This is a genomic window from Leifsonia sp. NPDC058230 (genome assembly GCF_042882245.1).
GTDB lineage: Bacteria > Actinomycetota > Actinomycetes > Actinomycetales > Microbacteriaceae > Leifsonia.
The window spans coordinates 470,161-492,823 of record NZ_JBHVWM010000001.1 but is presented as its reverse complement, the minus strand read 5'-3'; the positions used below and the strand labels follow the sequence as shown (position 1 = coordinate 492,823).

The window sequence follows — 22,663 nt, the reverse complement described above, 5'->3', positions numbered from 1 at the left end:
CGGTCAGCCGGCGGGAGGCGCGGTGGTGTTGCCGAGGTGGAAGACGCTGGTGAAGGTGGCGGGATGCGCAGTGCGGCCGTCGAGCATGTCGACGATGGCGACGCCCGCGGCACGTCCCTTGTCGACAGCGGGCTGCACGAGCGTCGTCAGGTCGTAGGGCCAGAGGCCGTCGACCCGCACGCCGTCGAAGCCGACGACGCTGAGGTCGGCGGGCACGGCGAGCTCCAGCTCCTCGGCGGCGCGGATGACGCCGGCGGCCAGCAGGTCGCTCTGAGCGATGATCGCGGTCGGCCGGGAGGCCGGGTCGGCGAGCAGGGCGTGGGCGGCGCGGAGGCCCTCCTCGACGAAGGATCCGCGGGTGGCGTATGCGGGCGCATCCGGGAACACGTCGTGTGCGCCGGCGAGGCGGGCGAGGGTCGTGTTGGACGTGCCTCGGGCGAGACGTTCGGGGGTGATCGGTCCGCGTGTGCGGTCGCGGTCGAGGGAGAGTGCGACGATGGCGACGCGTTCGTGCCCGAGGTCGGCCAGGTGCTGCGCTGCGATACGCGAAGCGTCGCGGTTGTCCTGGCCGATGGTGAGCACGTCGTCGGCGGGGTCGCCCTCGATGGCGACGAGCGGGATGCCGCGCTGGCGGAGGATGGCGACCGACTCGTCGAGCCGGGGGCTGCAGCCGATCAGCACCACCGCATCCATCGGAGCGTCGTCGATGCGCTGGGCGGTGTCGCCCGCGTCGGTGAGGATGAGGAGCCCCGCGTCGATCACGCCGATCTCCTGGGCGATGCCGTCGAGCATGGCGATCTTGATCGGGTCGTGGAAGGCGTCGCGGACGCGCTCCTCCATGACGACGCCGACGATGCCGGAACGGCCGCGGCGCAGAGAGCGGGCACGTGGGTCGGGCCCCGCATAGTTGAGCTCTTTCGCTGCGGCGAGCACGCGGTCGCGGGTCGCATCGGAGACGGGTCCGGTGCCGCTGAACGCGAGGGAGGCCGTCGAGTTCGAGACGCCGGCCAGACGGGCCACCGCCGCCAACGTCGGGCGCGCTGGGGTCGTGATTGTTTCGTCCACGTGTGGTAGCTTAGTCGAATCGTTTCGATCGAAACGATTCGACCCGCTTTTCCGGCCCCGTCGGAACCCCGCCTCGAACCCGCAGGGACACCATGTCGCAGACGACCCAGACCACTGACCGCAGCCGCCGTGAGCTCACCGCCTGGCGCAATGCGGTGTTCGTGATCTTCATCCTCAGCGGCCTCGCGATGGCCACCTGGGTGGCGCGCATCCCGGGCGTTCGCGACGGTCTCGGACTGGGCAAAGACCCGTCCGCCATCGGGCTGCTCATTCTCGGGATGTCGGTCGGCGCGATCGCCGGACTGGCCGCGTCCTCTCCGGTGCTCGTCCGCTTCGGCCCGCACAAGGGCATGGTCTCCTCGCTGGTGATCGTCTCGGTGGGCCTGGTACTGCTCGGCGTCGGCACCTCGGTGGCGCACTCGATCCCCATGGTCGCGGCCGGGCTCATCCTGCTCGGCTTCGGCAACGGGATGGTCGACGTCATGATGAATGTCGAAGGCACGGCGGTCGAGCGCGAGATCGGCAAGACGCTCATGCCGCTGATGCACGCCTGCTTCAGCCTCGGAACGGTGATCGGCGCGGGAATCGGCGCCGCATCCGCAGCCCTGAACATCGACGTGTCGTGGCACCTGATCGTGCTCGCCGTCGTGATCGTGGCGGTGGCGATCGTGGCCGTTCGCTACATTCCCCGAGAGGCCGAGCTCGGAGACGAGGGCGCCGAGAAGCCCGCAGAGCCGTTCGGGCAGCGGATGCGCGAGAGCCTCGCCGTGTGGGCCGACTGGCGGCTCATCCTCATCGGCGTCGTCATGCTGGGGATGTCGTTCGGCGAGGGCTCGGCGAACGACTGGATCTCCCTGGCGGTGGTCGACGGGCACGGGCAGGACAATTCGACCGGTGCCGTCGTGTTCGGCTTCTTCGTCGCCGCGATGACGATCGGCCGGGTGGCGGGCGGACCACTCGTCGACAGGATCGGCCGGGTGGCGGCGATCCGCATCACCGCAGGCCTCGGCGCGGTCGGACTGCTGATCTTCATCCTCGGCGGCCCACTCTGGCTCGTCGTCATCGGCACGGTGCTCTGGGGCTTCGGCGTCTCACTCGGCTTCCCGCTCGGGATGTCCGCGGCGGCCGACGGCGCCGCCAACCCTGCTGCCCGCGTGAGCGCCGTGGCGATCATCGGTTACAGCGCCTTCCTCGTCGGGCCGCCCGTCATCGGGTTCCTCGGCAAGGAGTTCGGCCTGCTCAACGCCCTGTACCTCATCCTCGTGCTCCTGGTCGCCGCGTTCCTGGCCGCTCCGGCCGTGCGGGAGTCCTCGCGCGCTCGGCGTTCCGGCACGCCGGCGGGACCGACCGGGCCGACTCAGACGACCGACTCGACCGAGCGCGCGTAGCGGGCGCCCAGCATCCGCAGCTGAGTGACCAGCTCGGGCGGCGAGGTCACACGGAAGTCGAGGCCGAGCATCCCGATGTACACCGCGATGATCTCGACGCTGTCGCCGCCGGTGACGAGCACGCAGGTCTCGGCGTCGATCGGCTCCACGACGCCGACCGCTGCGTTGATGCGGGAGAGCACCTCCTCGGCCGGCGCCGACACCGTGATGCGCGCGTGCACGGCCCAGCCCGTGGACGCGACCGTTCGCAGTACGAAGCTCGAGTAGTCGTCGTTCTCGAGGGGGCGAGGTGCGAAGGGCCGGCGGGTGGGCATCCTCAGGGCAAGCCAGTCCACGCGGTGCGCGGCCCATTCGCCGGTCATGGCATCGCGGGCGACGAGATACCAGCGGCGCTGCCAGTTGACCAGGCGGTACGGCTCGACCGCGTGCTGCACGTCGTGCTCGTCGAAGCGCAGCCAGTGGTGGTCGTGGATGGCCGTCGCGATCGCCGAGAGCACCTCCGCGTCGACCACGGGGTCGGCCACATTGCTGCCGGTGTTCTCCGGGGCCTTGGACACCGTCTCGTGCACGGCGGTCACCTTGATGCGCAGATGATTCGGCAGCACCTGCTCCAGCTTGCGCAGCGCGCGGGCACTGCTCTCCTCGATGCCGCTGATGCCCGTGGCCGCGCGCAGGCCGATGGTGACGGCCACCGCCTCCTCATCGTCGAGCAGCAGCGGAGGCATCGTGCCGCCGGACCCGAGGCGGTAGTGCCCTGCAGAGCCGCGCACCGCATCCACGGGGTAGCCGAGCTCGCGCAGCCGGTCGACATCGGTGCGGATCGTGCGCGTGGTCACCTCCAGCCGCTCGGCCAGCTGGGCCGCCGTCCACGCTGGGCGAACCTGCAGGAGGGCGAGGATGCGCAGCATCCGGGACGCCGTGTCGGTCATGTCGAAGATCCTCGCAGCTTCGTCAATATATAGGAAGAGAACGTTCCTATTGGCTTTCTACAGTGAAGCCATGACAACTCAGACGACCACCACTGAAAGCATCACCCCGTTCCGCGTCGCCGTCTCCGACGCCGACCTCGCCGACCTGCGGGAGCGCCTCGCCCGCACGCGTCTTCCCCGCCCCGCCGCCGCCGAGGACGACTGGCAGTACGGCGTTCCCAACTCCTACCTGAGCGAAATGATCGACGCGTGGCAGAAGGGCTTCGATTGGCGCGCACAGGAGGAACGGATCAACGCCTTCCCCGGCTACCTCACCGAGATCGACGGGCAGACCATCCACTTCCTCCATGTCCCGTCGGCCGAGCCGGGCGCCACGCCCCTGATGCTCGTGCACTCGTATCCGGGCAGCTTCGTCGATTTCCTCGACCTGATCGGCCCGCTGGTCGACCCCGTCGCACACGGTGGACGAGCCGAGCACGCCTTCTCGGTCGTCGTCCCGTCGCTCCCCGGTTTCGGGTTCAGCACTCCCGTCGCCGACCGTGGCTGGACGATGGCGCGCGTCGCCCGCACCTTCGACATCCTGATGCACCGCCTCGGCTACGAGGAGTACGGCACGCACGGAAGCGACGCCGGCGCGCTGGTCGGGCGGGAGCTCGGACTGGCCGCGCCCGACGGCTATCTGGGCTCACACGTGCTGCAGCTCTTCTCGTTCCCGTCGGGCGACCCGGCCGAGTTCGAGAAGCTGGAGCCGAAGGACTACGCGGCGCTCGAACACCTGGAATGGTTCCAGTCGGTGGGCGGCTACAACGCGTTCAACGCGAGCCGCCCGCAGACGGTCGCTGCCGCGCTCTCGGACTCCCCGATCGGGCAGCTGGCCTGGAACGAGCTGTTCCAGTCGTTCGGAAACGGCACGAGTCTCGTGACCACCGAACAGATCCTCACCGAGGCGTCGCTCGAGTGGTTCACGAACACCTCGGCCACGATCGGCCGCTACCACTACGAGGAGGCGCACGCCGGCGCCGAACCCGCGGTCAACCACTCCCCGATCGGCGTCGCGGTCTTCTCCGACGATTTCAAATCCATCCGTGCCTTCGCGGAGCGGGACAACGACAACATCATCCACTGGTCGGCGTTCGAGGGCGGCGGGCACTACGCGGCACTCGAGCGCCCCGACGTGCTCGCCGAGGACATCCGCGCGTTCTTCGCAACCCTGCGCGCGCTCTGACAGGACGCCCTAGACGAGGCGCAGGCAGACCGGCGTCGGCACGGGCGCCAACGAGAGGAACTCGAACGACCGCGTCTCCTCATCGAAGGAGAAGACGGCCACGCTGTCAGTGTCCTGGTTGGCGACGAGCACGCGGTCCCCATCCGGAGTCACGATGAGGTCGCGTGGCGCCTTGCCTCTCGTCGGCTCGGTCGCCACCAGCGTCAGGCCGTCGGCCGCGTCGAACGAGAACACCGCGACGGTGTCGTCGCCGCGGTTCGTGACGAACACCGTCGCGCCCGACGGCGACACCCGCACGGCCGCGGTCGTGCTGTCACCGGTGGCATCGGCCGGCCGGGTGGATGCGCCACCCACCCGCTCGAACCGGTCGCCGCTACGACGCAGGACGTCGACCGTGTTGCCGAGCTCGTTCACGACGAAGGCGTGCTGCCCGTCCGGGTGGAAGGCGAGGTGCCGCGGTCCCGCCGCTCCGAGCGAGATCGTGGCCTCGGGCCGCAGTGTCAGCTGCCCGTTGCTGCCGAAACCGTAGAAGAGCACCTGACCGAGCCCCAGGTCGACGACGACGAGGTCTCCGGTGATGGGGTCGAAGCTCAGCTGGTGCACGTGCGGGCCCTCCTGCCGCCGCGCATCCGGGCCGCTGCCACGATGCTGTACGAAGGCGACCCGTTCGCCGAGCGCGCCGTCGTCGTCGAGCGCGATCACCGAGATCGAGCCGCCGCTGTACGTGCCGACGACAAGGAACCGCTCGCTCGGATCGAGCGTGAGGTGGGCGGGCTCGGCGCCGCCGGCCGAGACCGTCCCGAGCGGGCTGAGCGCGCCGGAACCGTCTCGTGCGAAGGCGGCGACCCAGCCGTCCGGAGCCGTCTCCAGCACGGAGTAGACCCGGGAGCCGTCGGCGTTGGCGGTGAGCCATGACGGGTTCGCCAACGGCGCCGCGAGCACCGCGTCGGCGACCATCTCGCCGTCGAAGACCGCGCTCACGATGCCGTCGCCGTGACCGTCGACGTCGGGGACCTTCTGTGTGTATGTGCCGATGAGGAGTGCGCGCGTCATCCCCCCATCCTGGCAGCACCCGATGCACGCGCGGCGATTCCACGGCCGACGGATATCGTGTGGGGATGGGCACAGACACGAACCGAATCGCATTCGAGACCCGCATCGGAGTCGACGTCAAGGGCGAGCTCTGGAGCTGTGTGGAGATCCCCGACTCTGCGACGTTCTTCGGCACGCGCAAGGCTGTCAGGGTCGATGCGACGGTGGACGATGTGCAGCTCGAGAACGTGGGGGCGATGGTCACGGGGACAGGCGCTCACATGCTGTCCCTGAGCGCAAAGGTGCGCAAGAGCCTCGGTAAGGACATCGGCGACAAGGTTCAGGTCACCGTCACCCTGCGACAGTGAGGCGCCGCGGACGCACCGTACGATAGTTGGGTGCGTCTTGTCATTGCGAAGTGCTCCGTCGACTACGCGGGACGGTTGAGCGCGCATCTTCCCCTCGCGAACCGGCTCCTCATGCTGAAGTCCGACGGCAGCCTGCTCGTCCACTCCGACGGCGGATCGTACAAGCCGCTCAACTGGATGAGCCCGCCGTGCACGCTCTCCGTGCTCGAGCCCGATGAGGCCCAGGCCGACGCCGGCGTGACCGAGATCTGGAAGGTCACCCAGGCCAAGACGGCGGACATGCTCGTGGTCTCGATCCACGACATCCTGCACGACTCCGCGCACGATCTCGGCCTCGACCCGGGCCTGCAGAAGGACGGCGTCGAAGCGCATCTGCAGAAGCTCCTGGCCGAGCAGATCCACCTCCTCGGCGACGGGCACGTGCTGGTGCGCCGCGAGTACATGACCGCGATCGGCCCGGTCGACATCCTGGCTCGGGATGCGGCGGGAGGCTCGGTCGCCGTCGAACTGAAGCGTCGCGGCGACATCGACGGGGTCGAACAGCTCACGCGCTACCTGGAGCTCATGAATCGCGACCCCCACCTCGCGCCGGTGGCGGGGGTGTTCGCGGCCCAGGAGATCAAGCCGCAAGCCCGCACTCTCGCAGAGGACCGCGGCATCCGCTGCCTCGTGCTCGACTACGACGCGATGCGCGGCCTCGACGACAGCGACAGCAGGCTGTTCTGATGGCCGTGACACCGCGCTTCCCGTCCAGCTACGAGAACGTACCGGTTCGCAAGGCCCTCGCGGCGATCGCGGCCGAGCCGAGCATCCCGAATCTGGATGCACTGCTCGCCGCCGCGGTCACGGGCGGCCTGGTCGTCGACGTGACCGGCTCGACGCCCGAGAGCACCACCCTGCGCACCATCTCGTCGACGACCGGCGAGGCGGTGCTCCCGCTCTTCACCTCGATGAAGGCGCTGCGGGATGCGGTCGGAAGCACTCCCGGCGGTGCCGGGCAGAAGCTGCAAGCCGTCATCGTGCCCGCTACGGAAGCCCTCGGATTCATAGCCACGGCCGACTTCGTGGCTGTACAGTTCAATCCCGGCGCCGAAGAGACGATGATCGTCGCGCGATCCCACATCGAATCCGCCCTGAGCGGACGCTGAGCGTTCTTCGATCCCTCTCACCTACCATTGGACGGTTATGACCGATACCCTCCCCCGCACCGTCACACGCACCTGGACCTGCGTCCTGTTCGACCTCGACGGCACCCTCACAGACTCCGCATCCGGCATCACCGCCTCGCTCGCCTCGACCTTCGAGACCCTCGGACTGCCCGTGCCCTCCCCCGCACAGCTCGTCGAGTACGTCGGACCGCCGCTGCTCGAGTCCCTCAGAGACCTGGCCGGCATGACGGAGGAAGAGGCCCGCAATGCCCTCGCCGTCTATCGCGCCTCGTATCACGAGCACGGCGCCTTCGACAGCGCGGTCTTCCCGGGCATCCGCGGCGTGCTGCAGCGGCTCCGGGATGCGGGCATCCCCCTGGCGGTCGCCACCAGCAAGCCTGAAGCGCAGGCGGCGCGCATCCTCGAGCACTTCGACCTCGCCAAGTACTTCGATGTCGTCGCCGGCGCCACCGAAGACGAATCCCGCAGCGCCAAGGCCGACGTCGTCGCCGAGGCCATCCGCCGGCTCACCGAGCAGGGCGTCGACCTCGCTCAGACGGTGATGGTGGGCGACCGCTCGTTCGACGTGGAAGGTGCTGCCGAGAACGGCCTCCCGACCATCCTCGTCGAGTGGGGCTACGGCTCTCCGGCGGAGGCGGCGGGAGCGATCGCCGTGGTGCATTCGACGGATCAGCTCAGTTCCCTCTTGCTTGGCTGACATTTGTCATAGGAGCGGCAGCATGGCTGCGAGTAGGGTGGATGTTTGCAATATCGCAACACCGCGCATACAGCACTAGGAATCAACATGCATAACGCACACAAGAAACTGTTCATCCCGGCCGTCATCGCGGCCGCTCTCACCATCGGATCGCTCGCCGGCTGCGCGAGCGGAAGCGCCTCCGACAGCTCCGCCAGTCCGTCGGCGAGCGAGACCACCGCTTCGGCACAGCTCCCCGCGAGCTTCCCGAAGAGCGATGTCCCGATCATCGACGGCACCATCCTCGTCGCCCGCGGCGACGCGGACAACGGCTGGAGCGTCACGGTGCAGCCCGAGGGCAAGACCGGCTTCGCCGACGCGAAGGCCGCACTCGAGAAGGCCGGCTACACGCCGACCACCGAGGCCACCGACACGAAGGCCGTGTACGCCAACGACAAGTACACCGTCGCTGTCGGCACGCCGGGTGTCTCCGTGACCTACACGGTCACAGCCAACTAGGCACGGCACACTGCACGGGCGCCGCGCGACTCCCTGGTTCGCGCGGCGCCCGCGTTCGAATGCGCCGGTTTTGGGCGGCGCCGGGTTCAGTAGTGGATCGGCCGGCCCGGCGTGAGCGGATCGTCGCTGCCCGGAAAGACCTGTCCGGCGTTGTGGATGTCTTCCCGCCGCTGCACCTCGGCCAGCAGCGCCTTGTTCATCATCTCCGACCAGCTGCTGTCCTGCTCGTCGAACGACGTCGACCGGAACGCGGCCCTCGCGCGGGTGCGCAGGCCCTCGGGGAGATAGAACGTGATGGTCGTCCGCCGCGATGTGGTCGGCACTCCTGCGATCACTCGCTCCCGCACGGGAGGCTCCGCCGGGGCTTCCGCCGACGGCTCGTCGGGAGCATCCTCGTGCGGTGTGATCTGGGTGTTCATTGCGACCTCGAGAAATATTGCATGTGACCAATGGCAATACCGCATACTACCCGGTCTGCCTCTCCAAGGACAGTCCGATCGGTCAGCCCGTGATCAGCGTGCGAGACGCTCGACGATCGATCCGAACAGCCGGGGAGCACGCACGGCCGCCGGCACGATGCGGTCTCGGAGCGGGGAGCGTGCGGCGACGACGAGAGCCGAGGTGAGCATCCGGAAGTCCCTGGTCTCACTCCGCCACTCGCGCTCGTACCGCGCCGGGTCAGCCGCAACGATCGCGGCGACCGCGGAACGGGCCTGCGCGAAGCCCACTCTGAGGCCCTCGCCGGTGAGCGCATCCACGTATCCCGAGGCATCGCCCGCGAGGAGCACGCGCCCACTCGTTCTCGCTGCGGTGCGCTGAAGAAGCGGTCCGGCACCACGCGACGAGCTCGCGGGTTCGGCTGCGCCGAGACGCTCGGCCAACCGCGGGATGTCCGCGAGGGCTGCATCCGGATCGGAGAGCCGGGGCCCGAGGATGGCCACTCCAACTGTGTGCGCGTCCACGGGTGTGACGTACGCCTCCACGGCGCCCGCCCAGTGCACTTCGACCAGGTCGCTCCACGGCTCGACGCGGTAGTGGCGCCGGATGCCGTACCGCCGATGCGACGCGCGCTGCGGTGCGCGCTCCAGCCCGAGCATCCGCCGCACCGGGGAGTGCAACCCGTCGGCGGCGACGACCCACGGAGCGTCGAGTGCGGGCGACTCGGCACCATTGCGTCCGGCGAGGCGTACGGATGCGTTCCCCGGCCCGGCCTCGACGGCCACGACCCGCCCGCGCTCGAACCGCACCCCCGCATCCGCTGCCCGCTCGGCCAGCGCAACGTGGAGAACGGTCCGCCGCACGCCGCGACCCGGATGCGCGCCGAACCGATGCTCGACCGCTCGCCGCGCATCCAGGTACGCGATGCCGCCGAGGGCGTGACCGGCGGGCTCGACCCCGAGCCGCTGCAGCGCGGCGAGGGCACCGGGCATCAGTCCCTCTCCGCAGGCCTTGTCGATCGGGCCCTCCCGTGGCTCGACGACGAGAACGTCGAGGCCGGCGGCGCGCGCCTCGATCGCAGTCGCCAGCCCGACCGGGCCACCGCCGACCACGATCAGGTCGGCGTCGCCCGTGCTCATGAGCGGGCGGGCACGACCGTCGCGAGGGCGCGGTTCTCGACCGGGATGCGAACGGCGAGCAGCAGCACGGCGTTGAGCACGGTGAACGCCAACGCCGTGATCCAGGCCGTGTGCACCAGGGGCAGCGCGAAACCCTCGACGACCACGGCGATGTAGTTCGGGTGCTTCAGCCAGCGGTACGGTCCGCCGGCGACGAGCGGCAGATCCTTCACGATGATCACCCGGGTGTTCCAGCGTGGGCCGAGCACCGCGATGCACCACCAGCGCAGTGCCTGACTCGCGAGCACCAGCACCAGCATCGGCCAGCCCAGCCACGGGATGAAGGGGCGGTCGCCGAACCAGACTTCGGCGAGGCACGCGAGCAGCAGCCCGGTGTGGAGGGCCACCATGGGCGCGAAATGACCGCGACCGAACTCGACACCGCCGCGGGCGAACGACCAGCGCGCGTTGCGCGTCGACACCACCAGCTCGGCGATGCGCTCGACGCCGGTTGCGAGCACGAGGACCGTGTAGAGGATCACGCAGCGGCACCGATCTCGGTCGTCGCCCCCGCTGCCGCGCCGTCGGCCCAGCGCAGGAGGACCAGCTCGGCGGTGACCCCCGGGCCGAGCGCGAACAGCAGGCCGTTGGTGCCGGGCTCCGGATGCGCATCCATCAGCTCCGCCAGAACGTGCAGCACCGCCGCGGACGAGAGGTTGCCCACCCGGGCAAGCGAACGCCAGCTCGCGTCGAGCGCCCCGTCGGGCAGTTCGAGCGCCCGGGCGAACGCCTCGAGCACCTTCGGGCCTCCCGGATGCGCGGCCCACGCCCCGACATCGTCGATCGTCAGCCCGTGCGCGGCCAGCAGCCCAGCGGCGTCGCCGGCGAAGTTGCGATCGATCACCTCGGGCACGCCCGCGCTCAGCACGATGCGGAAGCCGGTGCCGCCGATGTCCCAGCCGATCACATCCGCCGTGTCGGGATAGATGCGGCTGCGGGTGTCGATGACTTCGGGGCCGGCCAGGCCGAGCTGCTTCGCGCGCTGGTCGCCGACCATGATGACCGCCGCCGCCCCGTCGCCGAACAGGCCGCTCGCGACGATGTTGGCCATCGAATCGTCGCTCGCCTGCACGGTGAGCGAGCACAGTTCCACCGAGAGCAGCACGGCGACTTCGTTCGGATGCCCGACGAGGTAGTCGTGCACGCGGGCGATTCCGGCCGCACCGGCAACGCATCCCAGGCCGAAACTGGGCAACCTCTTCACATCGGACCGCAGGCCGAGACGCTGGACGAGCTGGGCGTCGATCGACGGTGCTGCGATGCCGGTGACGGAGGTGAAGAGCAGGAAGTCGATGTCGGCCGGTTCGAGGCCCGCTGCGGCGAGCGCGCCGGTCAGGGCGCGCTCGGCGAGGGTGGTGCCCTCAGCGATGAAGTAGTCGTTCGACTCCTGGAAGGAAGCCATGGAACTGTACCGCTCCAGCGGCATCACCAGGTTGCGCGTCTCGACGCCGCTGGACGCATGGATGCGCCGCATGACGGCCTGACGCCCCGGGTCGGTGGTGATCATCGCCAGCAACGCGGTGGTGATCTCGGCTTGGCTGTAGCTTCTCGCCGGAACCACCGGCGCCACTGCCACGATTCGCGTCATATGCGGAACGTACCACCGCATGACACGCCGTGGGGCGACGCGGAGCGAACGCGCAGGGCAGCGCTGACGCACTCGAACCGTTCAGCGTGCCGTTCGCACCGACCAGCGGCCGTCCGTGCGGGTGAGGGTGAGCGGGTAGTCGAGGGTCTCGCTGATGAGGGCGCTCGTGAGAACGTCGTCGGCGGGACCCTGGGCGACGATCCGGCCGTCGCGGAGCAGAAGCGCATGGGTGGTGCTCGCCGGCAGCTCTTCGAGGTGGTGGGTGACGAGCACACTGGCGAGGTCCGGATGCTCGACGCGGAGGCCGTCGATGCGGTCGAGCAGGTGCTCGCGCGCGGCGATGTCGAGACCGGTGCTGGGCTCGTCGAGCAGCAGGAGGTGGGGATCCGGCTGGAGGGCGCGGGCGATCAGGGTGCGGCCGCGCTCGCCCTGCGAGAGGTTGGGCCAGGTGGCGTCGGCGAGGTCGCGCATCCCGAGCAGGTCGATCAGCCGCTCGGCCCGCTCGGACTGTTCGACGGTCGGCTCCCAGCGCAGCATGCGCTCGGTGGTGCCGGTGACGCCGGTGAGCACGACATCCCGCACGGTGAGCGGCGACCGCACCTGGTGGCGCGGATTCACGTGGCCGATCAGGCCGCGCAGCTCGCGCAGGTCGACCCGGCCGAGGCGCTTGCCCAGAACGTCGACGGTTCCGCGACTGGGATGCACGACGGCGCCGAGCATGCTGAGGATCGTGCTCTTGCCCGCGCCGTTCGCTCCGATCAGGGCCCAGTGCTCGCCAGCCCGCACCTCGAAGTCGATCTCGTCGAGGATCGTGCGGCCGTTGCGCACGAAGCCGACGCCCTGCGTTCTCAGAATCGTGTGTTCACTCACTCCCCCAATACTGCCCGAGCCGTGCGCGCTATCCAGCCGTGCCGTCGTTCATCCGAGCATCCGAGGTGAGCCGGAGTCGCGTTGAAGCCGCAGCTGGAATCAAATGTCCAATACTCTAACCACTACCGTGGTGGCATGGATCAACGGATTCCCCGTAAGCGGCACGGCACACTAGGAGCCGTTCTCTGGGTAGCCTTTGCCGTCGGGATCGTGCTTGCTTCCAGTGTGGCAATGCAGGCGACCGCCATCTATCAAGAGGTGGAAACGCGTCCGGAATCCGGGCCGGAACTCGTTTCTCCAATGCTGGTGAACTCGTCACTGACAGTCGCGTACAACATCGTCGTGGGGGCCGGGTTCAGGGCATACCGTAACTCGCGGCGCGAACGTGCGCAGACCAGTGACGCGACGATCACGAAGGCCGGCCGTGAGGGCTAGAACGGCCAGATGAGCGGGACGAGGAGCACGGCGACCGCCAGGAAGAGCAGGGCGAGCACCGTGCCCAGCTTCCAGTAGTCGCCGAACCGCAGGCCGGCCGGTCCCATGATCATGAAGTTGGCGGGCGTCGCGACCGGGGTGAGGAACGCCGCGGCGGAGACGACGGCGACGGCCATCAGGAACGGCAACGGCGAAACCCCGAGCTCGGATGCGACCGAGACGGCGATCGGCGCGATGATGAGCGCCGTCGCGGTGTTGCTGATCAGCTGGCCGAAGATGAGCGCGACCAGGCAGAGCGAGAGCAGCACGAGCAGCGGCCCGTACTGGCCGACCACATCCACCAGCCCGTTGGCGATGAGTTCCGCCGTGCCGGTCTTGGTGATCGCGGTGGACATGGGGATCATTCCGGCGACCAGCAGCAGCGTGGTCCACGAGATGGAGCGGTGAGCCCGCTCGACCGTCACCGTGCGGGTGAGGACCATGGCGGCGGCGGCGAGCAGGCCGGTCACGGCGGCGGGCATGATGCCCGTCGCCAAGGCCGCGACCATCAGCACCAGGATGACGAGCGCGGTCCACGCCCGGATGCCGAGCGGTGCCGCCTGACGGCGGAGCTGGTCCGGCTCGTCGACGACGAGAACGGTGGGGTCGGCCAGGTTGAGATCGAGCGCATCCCACCGGCCCTGCACGAGCAGGATGTCCCCGGATTCGAGCACGATCGTCTGCGCATCGATCACCTCCCCGGAACGCTGCACCGCGAGAACGACGAGGTCGCCGCTGTCGGTGACCATGCCGGGGAAGACCGTCTCGCCCAGCATCGTCGACCGGGGCGCGACGACGACCTCGGCGACGCCGTAGGAAGCATCGATGAGCGCATCCGTTCGGCCGATCGACCCGTTCACACCGAGACCGGCCAGCTTTGCCTCCTTCTTCAGGATGCGGATGCTGGCCGTCTCCCCGCGCACCAGCAGGCGATCCCCCGCCTGGATCGTCTCGCCGGCCGGCCGCCGCTCGTTGCCCTGCACAGCGATCAGCTGCACGGGTGCGTGCGCTTCGAGGTGCGCGTCACCGGCCGTGCGTCCCACGAGCGGAGAGTTGGAGCGAACCCGCACGCGCGCGAACGGCTGCGGCGAGGCGTACTCCCGCAGTAGCGTGCGCGCGTGATCGCTGAGGTCGCGGGGCATGGTGGCCGGCGACCGCCCGGGGATCAGCCAGCGACCGAAGAAGACGGTGATCAGAACGGTCCCGATGACCAGCACGACGCCGATCGGGGTGAACGCGAAGAACCCGAACGCCCCGTGCCCGGTGTCGGCTGCGAGCTCGGAGATGATGACGTTCACAGGGCTGCCGGTCAGCGTCAGCAGCGACCCGGCGTGTGCGCCGAAGGCCAGCGGGAGCAGCAACTTCGACGGCGCGACCGAGATGCGCGAGGCGACGACGACCACGACCGGCAGGAGTGCGGCGACCGCGCCGTTCACACTGATGAGCGCTGAGAGCACGGCGACGAGCAGCATCACGAGCACGGTGAGCACGGCCGCCTTGGTGCCGCCGCGGGCGATGAGCTGCTGCCCAGCCCATCCGGTCAGCCCGGAGGCGTCGAGACCCTCGGCGACCACGAATAGGGATGCGATCAGCACCACTGCGGGGTCCGCGAACCCGGCGAACGCCTGGGGCAGGTCGAGCACCCCCGTCGCGAGCAGGGCGAGGGAGGCGCCGATGGCGACGAGACCGGCCGGCACTTTTCCACTCACGAAAGCGACGACCACGAGGGCCAGGATCACCAGGGTCACCGCGATCTCACTCACAGGGCGAATCTAGCGGTACGGGCCTCCGGCCGGGAAAGAACTACTCCGTGACGGCGAGGGCGTCGATCTCGACCAGCATCTCTTTGCGCGGCAGTCCGGTGAACACGGTCGTACGGGCCGGGAGCACGCCCGAGCTGACGCGCGCGGCGACGAACTCCCCGTAGGCCTCGTTCATGATCGGGAAGTCCTCGCGCTTGGTCAGATAGACGCGCAGCATCATGACGTCGTCGAACGTCGCGCCGCCGGCCGCGAGGATGGCCTCGACATTCTGCAGCGTGCGGATCGTCTGGGCCGCGACGTCCCCCGGGTACAGGTACTCGCTGGTCGCGGGGTCGACGGGTCCCTGGCCGGAGACCTGCACGAACGGCCCCCTTCGCACGCCCTGCGAGAAGGTGTGGGCGGGAGCCGGTGCGTCGGAGGTGGAGATGGCGGTGCGGTCAGCCATGGAGTTCCTTTCGTGGGGCCTTCTCAGCGGGAGGCAGGATGAACGGGGCGCGGCCGGTGTAGCCGAGCTCGGCGGAGATCGTCGTGGTCGCTTCGTGCAACGCGGGCAGCAGGGCGAGCACGCCCTTGTGCGACAGCACCACGTTGGGCACCGAGATCGACACCGCCGCGGCCACGCGGCCGTCGGCGCCGAAGATCGGCGCGCCGATGCAGTTCATGAACGTCTCGTGCTCTTCGTGGTCCTCCGCCCAGCCGCGCTCGGCGGCCAGGTTCGCCGCAGCGATGAGCTCCTCCGCGCTGCCGATGGTCCGAGCGGTGAACCGTTCGTAGTCGGCGCCGGCTGCGACTCGCCGCAGCTCGGACTCGTCGAGCCCCCCGAGCAGCACCTTGCCGACGGCCGTCGCGTGAATCGCCGCGGGCAGGCCGATACGCGAGTACATGCGCAACGGCTGGCGGGACTCGACCTTGTCGATGTACGTCACCGTTCCGCCGTCGTAGGCGGCCAGGTGCACCGTCTGCCCGGTCGAGGCGCCCAGGGCGCGGAGCGTCGGTGCGGCCGCGCGGCGGACGTCCTGCGTGTCGCGCGCTGTCTCGGCGAGCGCGAAGACGGCCGAACCCACGTGGTAGCGATAGGCGGCGTCGCGGCTGACGAAACCGTGAGCCTCGAGAGTCTGCAGCAGCCGCAGGACCGTCGTCTTGTGCACCCCAGCCGCGGAGGCGAGTGCGTCGAGCGAATCCACCCCGTGCGAGACGAGGTCGAGCAGGTCGAGTGCGCGGGACAGGGACTGGCTCACGCGGTCCGCCAGGGGATGTCTCCCGGATGCACGCGCCAGCTCGCCCACTCGTCAGCCGGAGCCGAGCCGATCCGGTCGCGTTCGGCCGCACCCGGAACGGTGACGGGCCGGTCGCCTGCGCTGATCAGTGCGAGTGCCGCCACTGCGTGAGCGATGCGCAGGCTGGCCACCTCGTCGCGGTCCTCGGCGAGCCCGGCCAAGTAGCCCGCGGCGAACGCGTCGCCCGCCCCGACCGGCTCGACGACCTCGACCGTGAGGGACGGAACATGAGTCGCCGATCCGTCGCGGTGGATGACGGATGCGCGGCGCACGTCGTCCTTGAGCACCAGCCGGGCGAGCCGCGGGTGGTCGGCGAAGAGCTGCTCGGCGTCGGAATGCCCGAAGTGCGTCTGCGCCTCGTCGAGCCCGGCGAACAGCAGGTGGGCCTGCCCGACGAGCGCCTCGAGCGCATCCGTCGGGCGTCCGCGCCAGAGTTGCGGGCGGTAGTTGAGGTCGACGCTCACGATGGTGTCGTCGCCGACGGCCGCGCTGAGCGCGCCGACCGCCGCGGCCGCGGTCGCGGAAAGCGCAGCCGTGATACCAGAGGTGTGGACGATCCGGGAGCCGCGAAAAGCCGCGACAGCGGGCGAGGCGGCGAAGAGGGCCGGGGAGATGGCCGACGCGGCGGACCCGCTGCGGTAGTAGTGCATCCGGGTGCCCGGGGACTGCCGCGCCGCCACGGTCTCCTTGACGTAGATGCCGGTCGGGCGCGCATCGTCGATCTCGACCGCCGAGGTGTCGATGCCCGCCTCGGCAGCGGCACGACGGATGCGGTGGCCGAAGCCGTCGTCGCCCAGCCGCGACACCCAGGCGGTTGGCACGCCCATCCGGGCGAGGGAGCTGGCGACGTTGAATTCGGCGCCGCCGATGTCCGACCCGAACGTCTGCGCCTCCGCCAGCGGCCGCTGGCCCTCGGGGTACAGGACGACCATCGCCTCCCCGACGGTCGTGACCACGACCGGCCCGCTCTGCACAGCCACACTGCTCCTTCTGCGACCCGCGCTCGCGTGTTTTGCCGGTGTCCTCCTGGATGGTAGAACAGGGACAACGGTATCTGCAACGCACGTTGCACTGTGCGCAACGGGAGGAGGGATGATGCAATCCTTCAAGGCGATGCCCCTGGCTTCGACCGCGGCCGAGGTCGCATCCCTCCCGCAGCGCCGCCCGGCGCTCAGCACCTTTCCGACCCCGCTCGTGACGGTCAGCGAGGCCGCTCTGCAGAGCAACCTCGAGACGATGGCCGCCTGGTGCGAGCGCGCGGGCGTCGGCCTCGCGCCGCACGGCAAGACGACCATGAACCGCAGCCTCTGGGAGCGGCAGCTCGCCGCCGGTGCGTGGGGCATCACCGTGGCGACACCATGGCAGCTGTCGGTCGCGCTGGAATGGCGCATCCCGAGGGTCATGCTCGCCAACGCCCTGGTGCAGCCGGATGCGCTGCGCTACGTCGCCGAGCACACCGCCGACGGCGGGTCGCAGGTCCTGGTCTGGGCCGACTCGGTGCGCGCCGTCGAGATCATGCACGACGTGCTCTCGGAGGCGCGGCCGCCTGTTCCGCTCAGCGTGCTCATCGAGCTGGGCGGCAACGGGGGCAGAACCGGGGCGCGAACACTGGAGCAGGCGCTGGTCGTCGCGCAGGCTGTGGCCGATTCGCCCGTGCTCGCGCTCGCCGGTGTCGCCGGCTATGAGGGCGCTCTTGCCCACACCGGCGACGAGACCGCACTCGGTGTGGTGCACAGTTTTCTGCAGCGGCTCGTCGCCCTGCACGACGCGATCGAGACCAGGGGGCTGTATCCGCAAGGCGGGCCCGTCATCCTGACGGCTGGTGGCAGCGCGTACTTCGACGTGGTCGCCGACGTGCTCGCGCCGCGGCGGGACCTCGCCGGCGAGCGGGGGCGCGTGGTCGACGTTCTGCTGCGATCGGGCGCATACATCACGCACGACGACGGCTTCTACGACGGGATCACGCCGCTTCACCGGGTCGGCGGCGGGGAGTTCCACTCGGCCATCCACGGCTGGGCGACAGTCGTCTCCCGTCCAGAGCCGGGGCTGGCCATCGTGGATGCGGGCAAGCGCGACTTCCCGTACGACGAGGGCTTCCCGGTGCCGCAGGAGCTGCGCCCGTTCGGATCGGCCGCGCGCATCCCGTTCGTCGAGGCCACTGTCACGGCGATGAACGACCAGCACACGTTCGTGAGCCTGCCGGACGACTCCGGCCTCCAGGTCGGCGATGTCGTGCGGTTCGGTCTCTCGCATCCGTGCACCACCTTCGACAAGTGGCGCGCCGTCGCCGTGGTCGACGACGTCGAGGCGTCGGAGCCGCACGTCATCGGCCTGCTCGAGACGACGTTCGGCTGACGGCCGGCCCCAGGGAGAATCCATGATCATCGACGCCCTCGCAACCGACCACGCCCTCACGGTGGTGCGCGCTCCGCGCATCGACGACCCGGTGGCGCTCTGCCGTGCACTGGTCGCCGGCGGGATCAGAGTGGTCGAGTTCACGTTCACCACCCCGGGTGTCGAAGAGCTCGTCGAGCACGCGGTGGCGAACGAGGATGCGCACGGCGCGATCGTCGGCGCGGGAACGGTGACCGATGTGGCCAGGGCTGAGGCGGCCATCGCTGCCGGCGCACGGTTCCTCGTCACCCCGGGACTCCACGAAGGCGTCGCCGCGGTCGCGCGCGAAGCGGGCATCCCGTTCCTGCTGGGCGCCCTCAGCCCCAGCGAGGTGATGCGGGCGGTCGAGTGGGGCTCGGCCGCCGTGAAGATCTTTCCGGCGTCGCTGGTCGGACCGGGCTATCTGAAGGACCTGCGAGGCCCGCTCCCCGACGTGTCCTTCGTCCCCTCGGGCGGGCTCCACGCGGGCAACGCCGCCGAGTGGACGGCTGCGGGCGCGCTGGCCGTGACCGCCGGTTCGAGCGTGGTGAGCGCCGACGCGATCGAGGCCGCTGACTGGACCGGTATCACCGAGCGGGCACGCGAGTTCGCCTCCGCGGCCCGGGGCTCGTGAGCCGTCGATCGTGAGGCCGCCGGGCGATGCGCCCACGCTGATCCGCGGCGCCCTCATCCTCGACGGGTCCGGTGAGCCCGGATACACCGGCGATGTGCTCATCTCGGGCGATCGGCTCGCGGCGGTCGGCCGGCACCTCGACGCCCCGGCAGGCGGGCGCAGCCTCGACGCCGACGGACTCGCCGTGGCACCGGGCTTCATCGACATGCACGCGCACTCCGACCTCGCCGCACTCACCGACCGCGACCTCCTCGCGAAGGTCTCACAGGGCGTGACGACCGAGGTCGTCGGCCAGGACGGCCTCTCCTACGTGCCGAGCACCGACGCGACCATCGGGGTCCTCCGCGAACAGCTCGCCGGGTGGAACGGCATCCCCGGCTCCCTCGACTTCGCCTGGCGAACCGTCGCAGACTACCTCGCGGCGGTCGACGGGCTCGGCTCGGCGACGAACATCGCCTACCTGGTGCCGCAGGGCTCCGTGCGCATGGCCGTCGTCGGCACCGAGAACCGTCGCGCAACGCCCTCCGAACTCGCCGCGATGCGCGAGCTGGTCGGTCAGGGGATGCGCGACGGCGCGTTCGGTCTGTCCTCCGGCCTCACCTACGTGCCCGGGATGTTCGCCGACACCGCCGAACTGGTGGCGCTCTGCGAGGTGGTCGCCTCCGCCGGCGGCTTCTACGCTCCGCACCAGCGCTCCTACGGCGCCGGAGCGCTGGACGCCTACGCCGAGGTGATCGATGTCGCCCATCGTTCCGGATGCGCGCTGCACCTCACGCACGCGACCATGAACTTCGACGTCAACCGGGGCCGCGCCTCCGAACTGGTCGCGCTCATCGACGCAGGAATCGCCGCCGGAGTCGACATCACCCTCGACACCTACCCGTACCTGTCGGGCGCGACGACGCTGTCGGCCCTGCTTCCGAGCTGGTCGGCGGTGGGTGGGCCGGATGCGACCCTCGCGCGCCTGCGTGACCCCGCGGCGCGCATCCGGATCGCCCACGAGCTGGAGGTCGTCGGGAGCGACGGCTGCCACGGTGTGCCGGTGGACTGGGCGACGATCGAGGTCGCCGGCGTGCGGGATGCTGCGCTCGGATCGGCGGTCGGCCACACGATCGACTCGCTGGCTCTTCGCGACGGCGTCGCGCCCGCGGACGCCTTCTTCGAGCTGCTGATCGCGGACCGCCTCGGGACCGGCATCCTGCAGCACGTCGGGGACGAGACCAACGTGCGCGCGATGATGAGGCATCCGCGGCACACGGGCGGGAGCGACGGGATCCTCGTCGGCGCCAAGCCGCATCCCCGCGGATGGGGGACCTTTCCGCGATACCTCGGCCACTACGTGCGCGAGGAGGGCGTTCTCACGCTGGAGGACGCGATCGTGCATCTCTCGGCACGGCCCGCGGCACGGCTCGGACTGACGGACCGGGGACGCATCTCGCCGGGAGCGGTGGCCGACCTGGTGCTGTTCGACCCCGCGACCGTGGCCGACCGGGCGACCTACGCCGAGCCGCGTCGGCAGGCCGAGGGGATCCCCTGGGTGTTCGTCGCCGGGCGACCGGTGCTGGCCGACTCGCAGCGCACCGACGAGCTGCCAGGTCGCGCCCTCCGCAAGGCGGCTTGACGTCGAGTCGCGGCATATCGACCTTCCGGGGCTCCGGGAAGGTCGATTCGGCGCGACTCGACGGATGCGCGCGGCGCGGCGCGGCGGTCAGGGGCGCTGGACGGCCCGGACGGTCTCCACGAGCGGCACGTAGAGCGGATCGGTCGGTGTGACCGCTGTGATCTCGGTCACGATGTCTTCCGCTGAAGCCGTGCGCAGGAGCTGCTGCAGCTCGACGCTCTGGCTGTCCTCGGGAACATCGAAGCGCAGCGCAGCGCCGATCGCCTCGAGGAGAGCGCTCGGCACCCTGCCCGTCGCGACAGCGTAGTCGCACGCCGGGCCGATGAAACGCTCGTTGCGGCTCAGCTTGCGCAGGGGCTCGCGTGCGACACGGGTCACCTCGTCGACGAGGTACGGGTTCGCGAAGCGCTCGAGGATCGTGGCGCGGTACTCGGCAAGCTCGGCCCGGTCGAGCCCGTGCTTGGCGATCAGCGCCTCCGACGTCTCGGCGAGCGCAGCCTCGGCGACCGCGCGCACCTCCGGAATCGCGACGGCCTCGCTGATGGTCCGGGCTCCCGCGAGGAAGCCGACGTATGCGATCGTCGCGTGGCCGGTGTTCACCGTGAACAGTTTGCGTTCGATGTACGGCCCGAGCTCGTCCACGAAGTGCGCTCCCGGGATGCGCGGCTCGGCTCCCGCGAACGGCGTGCGCTCGACCACCCACTCGTAGAACGCCTCGACCGTGACGTCGACGCCCGCATCCGGACTCTGTGCGGGCACGATGCGATCGACGGCCGTGTTCGCGAACACCGCCCGCTCGGCCACGTCTTCCCTGGTCTCCTCCGGGAGAGCGGCGAGCACCTCGGCGGCCAGCAGGTCGGTCGCGCCGATCGCGTTCTCGCAGGCCATCACGGTGAGCGGTGCCGCGTTCGCCGGCCGTGCACGCAGCCCGGCGGCGACGGTCGGCGCGACGAACTTCAGGATGCGCGGGCCGACGGCCGTCGTCACGACGTCGGCCGACGCGATCTCGGCGACCAGCGCATCCTGGTCGGTCACGCTGTTGATGGCCCGGAAATTGTCGACCACGCGCTCGCGCGAGACCTCGCCCACTTCGTGCACCCGGTAGGAGTCGGCCGCGGCGAGCGCGGCGATCAGCTCGCCGTTGACGTCGGCGAAGACCACCTCGTACCCGGCTTCGTGGAGCAGCAGCCCCACGAAGCCGCGGCCGATGTTCCCGGCGCCGAAGTGGACGGCTTTCATTCGTTCACGTCCCCCAGCAGGGCGAACATGGCGTCCGCATCCGGAGCATCGATGAGCTTCTGAACGTCGTCCTCTTCGGAGAAGATGATGGCGATCTTGGACAGGATCTCGAGGTGCTCGTTGTTGAGCCCGGCGATCCCGACGACGAAGTTCACCGGTTCGCCGCCCCAGTCGAGTGGACTGGCATAGCGGACGAACGACAGCGCCGACCGCTTGATCTCGTCCTTGGCGTCATTGGTGCCATGCGGGATGGCGAGTCCGTTTCCCATGAACGTTGAGACCGTGCGCTCCCGGTCGCCCATCGATTCGATGTACGCCGGCTCGACGGCGCCCGCCTGCACCAGCAGCTCGCCGGCCTCCCGGATCGCTTCGTCCCGGGTGGCCGCGCTGCCGGCGGCCACCACGTTGGCCCGGTCGAGAATCTCGGTCATTGTTTGGCGTCCTCCGGTGCTCTCTGCTCGGACTGCTTCTTGACGAGGTCGACGACCTCGTCATAGGCCGGGCTGTTCATGAAGTTGTCGACCGACACGTGCTGCGAGGAGGGCGACTGGCCCTTCGCGCGATCGGTCAGCTCCCGCTGCGTGATCACGAGGTCTGCGGTCCCGTCGAGGTTGGCGATCGCCTGGTTGGTGACCGTCACCCCCTCCACTCCAGCCTTTTTGATCTTGTTGCGAAGCACTGTAGCCCCCATCGCGCTGGATCCCATCCCGGCGTCGCACGCGAACACGATGTTCTGCACGAGCCGTTCGGTCGCGTCGCCCTGGGCGTCGCCGGCGATGAATGCCGGGATGTTGGGCATGACCATGCCCGAGAGGAACGTTCCGAATTTCTGCACCC

The 22,663-nt window shown here is 69.8% G+C and carries 25 protein-coding genes and 1 pseudogene; 11 read left to right on the top strand and 15 right to left on the bottom strand.

Annotated features, from left to right (window positions below):
- Positions 1 to 3 precede the first annotated feature (3 nt).
- Positions 4 to 1,065, bottom strand: coding sequence for a LacI family DNA-binding transcriptional regulator (locus ACFVV0_RS02565; protein ID WP_387057786.1), 1,062 nt, complete (start codon positions 1,063 to 1,065; stop codon positions 4 to 6).
- Positions 1,066 to 1,157: 92 nt separating this feature from the next.
- Here ACFVV0_RS02565 and ACFVV0_RS02560 point away from each other — a divergent pair, with 92 nt between their 5' ends.
- Positions 1,158 to 2,453, top strand: coding sequence for an MFS transporter (locus ACFVV0_RS02560; protein WP_387057783.1), 1,296 nt, complete (start codon positions 1,158 to 1,160; stop codon positions 2,451 to 2,453).
- On the opposite strand, the gene ACFVV0_RS02555 is transcribed toward ACFVV0_RS02560, so the two are convergent.
- Entirely contained in the window at positions 2,423 to 3,382 is a 960-nt protein-coding gene (locus ACFVV0_RS02555) for a helix-turn-helix transcriptional regulator (protein WP_387057780.1), read from the bottom strand. The two genes, ACFVV0_RS02560 and ACFVV0_RS02555, sit on opposite strands and share 31 nt — an antisense overlap.
- A 70-nt stretch (positions 3,383 to 3,452) precedes the next feature.
- On the opposite strand from ACFVV0_RS02555, the gene ACFVV0_RS02550 reads away from it, so the two are divergent.
- Complete coding sequence (locus ACFVV0_RS02550; RefSeq protein WP_387057777.1) at positions 3,453 to 4,607, top strand: epoxide hydrolase family protein; 1,155 nt, start codon at positions 3,453 to 3,455, stop codon at positions 4,605 to 4,607.
- A gap of 9 nt (positions 4,608 to 4,616) precedes the next feature.
- Here ACFVV0_RS02550 and ACFVV0_RS02545 read toward each other — a convergent pair whose 3' ends face one another.
- Positions 4,617 to 5,660 carry a lactonase family protein gene (locus tag ACFVV0_RS02545; protein WP_387057775.1) on the bottom strand — a complete coding sequence of 348 codons (1,044 nt, stop codon included), beginning with the start codon at positions 5,658 to 5,660 and terminating at the stop codon, positions 4,617 to 4,619.
- A 65-nt stretch (positions 5,661 to 5,725) separates the two neighbouring features.
- Here ACFVV0_RS02545 and ACFVV0_RS02540 point away from each other — a divergent pair, with 65 nt between their 5' ends.
- The 5 genes from ACFVV0_RS02540 (at position 5,726) to ACFVV0_RS02520 (ending at position 8,371) form a co-directional block, all read left to right on the top strand.
- Positions 5,726 to 6,007, top strand: a complete 282-nt coding sequence (locus tag ACFVV0_RS02540) for a DUF1905 domain-containing protein (protein ID WP_387057772.1) — start codon at positions 5,726 to 5,728, stop codon at positions 6,005 to 6,007.
- Between the two features lie 30 nt (positions 6,008 to 6,037).
- Entirely contained in the window at positions 6,038 to 6,733 is a 696-nt protein-coding gene (nucS, locus tag ACFVV0_RS02535; protein WP_387057769.1) for an endonuclease NucS, read from the top strand.
- Entirely contained in the window at positions 6,733 to 7,155 is a 423-nt protein-coding gene (locus ACFVV0_RS02530; RefSeq protein ID WP_387057766.1) for an SseB family protein, read from the top strand. Before nucS ends, ACFVV0_RS02530 begins: the two co-directional genes overlap by 1 nt.
- A gap of 37 nt (positions 7,156 to 7,192) precedes the next feature.
- Positions 7,193 to 7,873 (top strand): HAD hydrolase-like protein, encoded by a 681-nt coding sequence (locus ACFVV0_RS02525; protein WP_387057763.1) that lies wholly within the window; start codon positions 7,193 to 7,195, stop codon positions 7,871 to 7,873.
- A gap of 87 nt (positions 7,874 to 7,960) precedes the next feature.
- Positions 7,961 to 8,371 (top strand): hypothetical protein, encoded by a 411-nt coding sequence (locus tag ACFVV0_RS02520; RefSeq protein ID WP_387057760.1) that lies wholly within the window; start codon positions 7,961 to 7,963, stop codon positions 8,369 to 8,371.
- Positions 8,372 to 8,457: 86 nt separating this feature from the next.
- On the opposite strand, the gene ACFVV0_RS02515 is transcribed toward ACFVV0_RS02520, so the two are convergent.
- The 5 genes from ACFVV0_RS02515 to ACFVV0_RS02495 all read right to left on the bottom strand — a co-directional run bounded on the left by ACFVV0_RS02515 (position 8,458) and on the right by ACFVV0_RS02495 (position 12,445).
- Entirely contained in the window at positions 8,458 to 8,790 is a 333-nt protein-coding gene (locus tag ACFVV0_RS02515; protein WP_387057757.1) for a hypothetical protein, read from the bottom strand.
- A 93-nt stretch (positions 8,791 to 8,883) separates the two neighbouring features.
- On the bottom strand, positions 8,884 to 9,948 hold the full coding sequence (locus ACFVV0_RS02510) for an NAD(P)/FAD-dependent oxidoreductase (protein WP_387057754.1): 1,065 nt from the start codon (positions 9,946 to 9,948) through the stop codon (positions 8,884 to 8,886).
- Positions 9,945 to 10,469 (bottom strand): isoprenylcysteine carboxyl methyltransferase family protein, encoded by a 525-nt coding sequence (locus ACFVV0_RS02505; RefSeq protein WP_387057752.1) that lies wholly within the window; start codon positions 10,467 to 10,469, stop codon positions 9,945 to 9,947. Before ACFVV0_RS02505 ends, ACFVV0_RS02510 begins: the two co-directional genes overlap by 4 nt.
- On the bottom strand, positions 10,466 to 11,575 hold the full coding sequence (locus tag ACFVV0_RS02500; protein WP_387057749.1) for a type III polyketide synthase: 1,110 nt from the start codon (positions 11,573 to 11,575) through the stop codon (positions 10,466 to 10,468). The genes ACFVV0_RS02505 and ACFVV0_RS02500 overlap by 4 nt, the downstream gene beginning before the upstream one ends.
- Before the next feature lie 81 nt (positions 11,576 to 11,656).
- Positions 11,657 to 12,445, bottom strand: a complete 789-nt coding sequence (locus tag ACFVV0_RS02495) for an ABC transporter ATP-binding protein (RefSeq protein ID WP_387057747.1) — start codon at positions 12,443 to 12,445, stop codon at positions 11,657 to 11,659.
- 135 nt (positions 12,446 to 12,580) lie between these two features.
- Here ACFVV0_RS02495 and ACFVV0_RS02490 point away from each other — a divergent pair, with 135 nt between their 5' ends.
- Positions 12,581 to 12,880 (top strand): hypothetical protein, encoded by a 300-nt coding sequence (locus ACFVV0_RS02490; RefSeq protein WP_387057744.1) that lies wholly within the window; start codon positions 12,581 to 12,583, stop codon positions 12,878 to 12,880.
- On the opposite strand, the gene ACFVV0_RS02485 is transcribed toward ACFVV0_RS02490, so the two are convergent.
- From ACFVV0_RS02485 to ACFVV0_RS02470, 4 genes are read right to left on the bottom strand one after another with little or no spacing between them, the layout of a single operon-like run.
- Positions 12,877 to 14,682 carry an SLC13 family permease gene (locus ACFVV0_RS02485; RefSeq protein WP_387057741.1) on the bottom strand — a complete coding sequence of 602 codons (1,806 nt, stop codon included), beginning with the start codon at positions 14,680 to 14,682 and terminating at the stop codon, positions 12,877 to 12,879. The two genes, ACFVV0_RS02490 and ACFVV0_RS02485, sit on opposite strands and share 4 nt — an antisense overlap.
- A 40-nt stretch (positions 14,683 to 14,722) precedes the next feature.
- Positions 14,723 to 15,127 (bottom strand): RidA family protein, encoded by a 405-nt coding sequence (locus ACFVV0_RS02480; RefSeq protein WP_387057738.1) that lies wholly within the window; start codon positions 15,125 to 15,127, stop codon positions 14,723 to 14,725.
- A complete protein-coding gene (locus ACFVV0_RS02475) occupies positions 15,120 to 15,920 on the bottom strand; it encodes an IclR family transcriptional regulator (RefSeq protein ID WP_387057735.1) in 801 nt (266 codons plus the stop codon). The genes ACFVV0_RS02480 and ACFVV0_RS02475 overlap by 8 nt, the downstream gene beginning before the upstream one ends.
- Positions 15,917 to 16,939 (bottom strand): sugar kinase, encoded by a 1,023-nt coding sequence (locus ACFVV0_RS02470; RefSeq protein WP_387057732.1) that lies wholly within the window; start codon positions 16,937 to 16,939, stop codon positions 15,917 to 15,919. The genes ACFVV0_RS02475 and ACFVV0_RS02470 overlap by 4 nt, the downstream gene beginning before the upstream one ends.
- Before the next feature lie 115 nt (positions 16,940 to 17,054).
- Between ACFVV0_RS02470 and ACFVV0_RS02465 the strand changes: the two genes are divergently transcribed.
- Genes ACFVV0_RS02465 through ACFVV0_RS02455 form a run of 3 tightly spaced genes read left to right on the top strand, consistent with a single transcriptional unit; the run spans position 17,055 to position 20,587 of the window.
- Positions 17,055 to 18,314: an amino acid deaminase gene (locus ACFVV0_RS02465; protein ID WP_387057729.1), complete on the top strand. Its 1,260-nt coding sequence runs from the start codon at positions 17,055 to 17,057 to the stop codon at positions 18,312 to 18,314.
- Between the two features lie 22 nt (positions 18,315 to 18,336).
- Entirely contained in the window at positions 18,337 to 18,966 is a 630-nt protein-coding gene (locus ACFVV0_RS02460) for a bifunctional 4-hydroxy-2-oxoglutarate aldolase/2-dehydro-3-deoxy-phosphogluconate aldolase (protein WP_387057727.1), read from the top strand.
- A 10-nt stretch (positions 18,967 to 18,976) separates the two neighbouring features.
- The gene (locus tag ACFVV0_RS02455; protein ID WP_387057724.1) at positions 18,977 to 20,587 is read left to right on the top strand and encodes an amidohydrolase family protein; all 1,611 of its coding nucleotides are present in this window, start codon (positions 18,977 to 18,979) and stop codon (positions 20,585 to 20,587) included.
- A gap of 87 nt (positions 20,588 to 20,674) precedes the next feature.
- On the opposite strand, the gene ACFVV0_RS02450 is transcribed toward ACFVV0_RS02455, so the two are convergent.
- The 3 genes and pseudogenes from ACFVV0_RS02450 to ACFVV0_RS02440 form a co-directional block, all read right to left on the bottom strand.
- Complete coding sequence (locus tag ACFVV0_RS02450) at positions 20,675 to 21,826, bottom strand: mannitol-1-phosphate 5-dehydrogenase (protein WP_387057721.1); 1,152 nt, start codon at positions 21,824 to 21,826, stop codon at positions 20,675 to 20,677.
- Positions 21,823 to 22,257: a PTS sugar transporter subunit IIA gene (locus tag ACFVV0_RS02445; protein WP_387057718.1), complete on the bottom strand. Its 435-nt coding sequence runs from the start codon at positions 22,255 to 22,257 to the stop codon at positions 21,823 to 21,825. The genes ACFVV0_RS02450 and ACFVV0_RS02445 overlap by 4 nt, the downstream gene beginning before the upstream one ends.
- Positions 22,254 to 22,598 (bottom strand): annotated as a pseudogene (locus ACFVV0_RS02440) (PTS mannitol transporter subunit IIB); the annotation flags it as partial. The pseudogene ACFVV0_RS02440 and the gene ACFVV0_RS02445, both read right to left, overlap by 4 nt.
- Positions 22,599 to 22,663 lie beyond the last annotated feature (65 nt).

What these genes read in the sequence shown, in the direction of transcription:
- ACFVV0_RS02460 (WP_387057727.1), top strand. Translation starts at nt 18,337, where the DNA reads ATGATCATCGACGCCCTCGCAACCGACCACGCCCTCACGGTGGTGCGC.
- ACFVV0_RS02555 (WP_387057780.1), bottom strand. Translation starts at nt 3,382, where the DNA reads ATGACCGACACGGCGTCCCGGATGCTGCGCATCCTCGCCCTCCTGCAG.
- ACFVV0_RS02560 (WP_387057783.1), top strand. Translation starts at nt 1,158, where the DNA reads ATGTCGCAGACGACCCAGACCACTGACCGCAGCCGCCGTGAGCTCACC.
- ACFVV0_RS02500 (WP_387057749.1), bottom strand. Translation starts at nt 11,575, where the DNA reads ATGACGCGAATCGTGGCAGTGGCGCCGGTGGTTCCGGCGAGAAGCTAC.
- ACFVV0_RS02480 (WP_387057738.1), bottom strand. Translation starts at nt 15,127, where the DNA reads ATGGCTGACCGCACCGCCATCTCCACCTCCGACGCACCGGCTCCCGCC.
- ACFVV0_RS02450 (WP_387057721.1), bottom strand. Translation starts at nt 21,826, where the DNA reads ATGAAAGCCGTCCACTTCGGCGCCGGGAACATCGGCCGCGGCTTCGTG.
- ACFVV0_RS02540 (WP_387057772.1), top strand. Translation starts at nt 5,726, where the DNA reads ATGGGCACAGACACGAACCGAATCGCATTCGAGACCCGCATCGGAGTC.
- ACFVV0_RS02530 (WP_387057766.1), top strand. Translation starts at nt 6,733, where the DNA reads ATGGCCGTGACACCGCGCTTCCCGTCCAGCTACGAGAACGTACCGGTT.
- ACFVV0_RS02490 (WP_387057744.1), top strand. Translation starts at nt 12,581, where the DNA reads ATGGATCAACGGATTCCCCGTAAGCGGCACGGCACACTAGGAGCCGTT.
- ACFVV0_RS02550 (WP_387057777.1), top strand. Translation starts at nt 3,453, where the DNA reads ATGACAACTCAGACGACCACCACTGAAAGCATCACCCCGTTCCGCGTC.
- ACFVV0_RS02545 (WP_387057775.1), bottom strand. Translation starts at nt 5,660, where the DNA reads ATGACGCGCGCACTCCTCATCGGCACATACACACAGAAGGTCCCCGAC.
- ACFVV0_RS02520 (WP_387057760.1), top strand. Translation starts at nt 7,961, where the DNA reads ATGCATAACGCACACAAGAAACTGTTCATCCCGGCCGTCATCGCGGCC.
- ACFVV0_RS02515 (WP_387057757.1), bottom strand. Translation starts at nt 8,790, where the DNA reads ATGAACACCCAGATCACACCGCACGAGGATGCTCCCGACGAGCCGTCG.
- ACFVV0_RS02510 (WP_387057754.1), bottom strand. Translation starts at nt 9,948, where the DNA reads ATGAGCACGGGCGACGCCGACCTGATCGTGGTCGGCGGTGGCCCGGTC.
- ACFVV0_RS02465 (WP_387057729.1), top strand. Translation starts at nt 17,055, where the DNA reads ATGCAATCCTTCAAGGCGATGCCCCTGGCTTCGACCGCGGCCGAGGTC.
- ACFVV0_RS02525 (WP_387057763.1), top strand. Translation starts at nt 7,193, where the DNA reads ATGACCGATACCCTCCCCCGCACCGTCACACGCACCTGGACCTGCGTC.
- ACFVV0_RS02445 (WP_387057718.1), bottom strand. Translation starts at nt 22,257, where the DNA reads ATGACCGAGATTCTCGACCGGGCCAACGTGGTGGCCGCCGGCAGCGCG.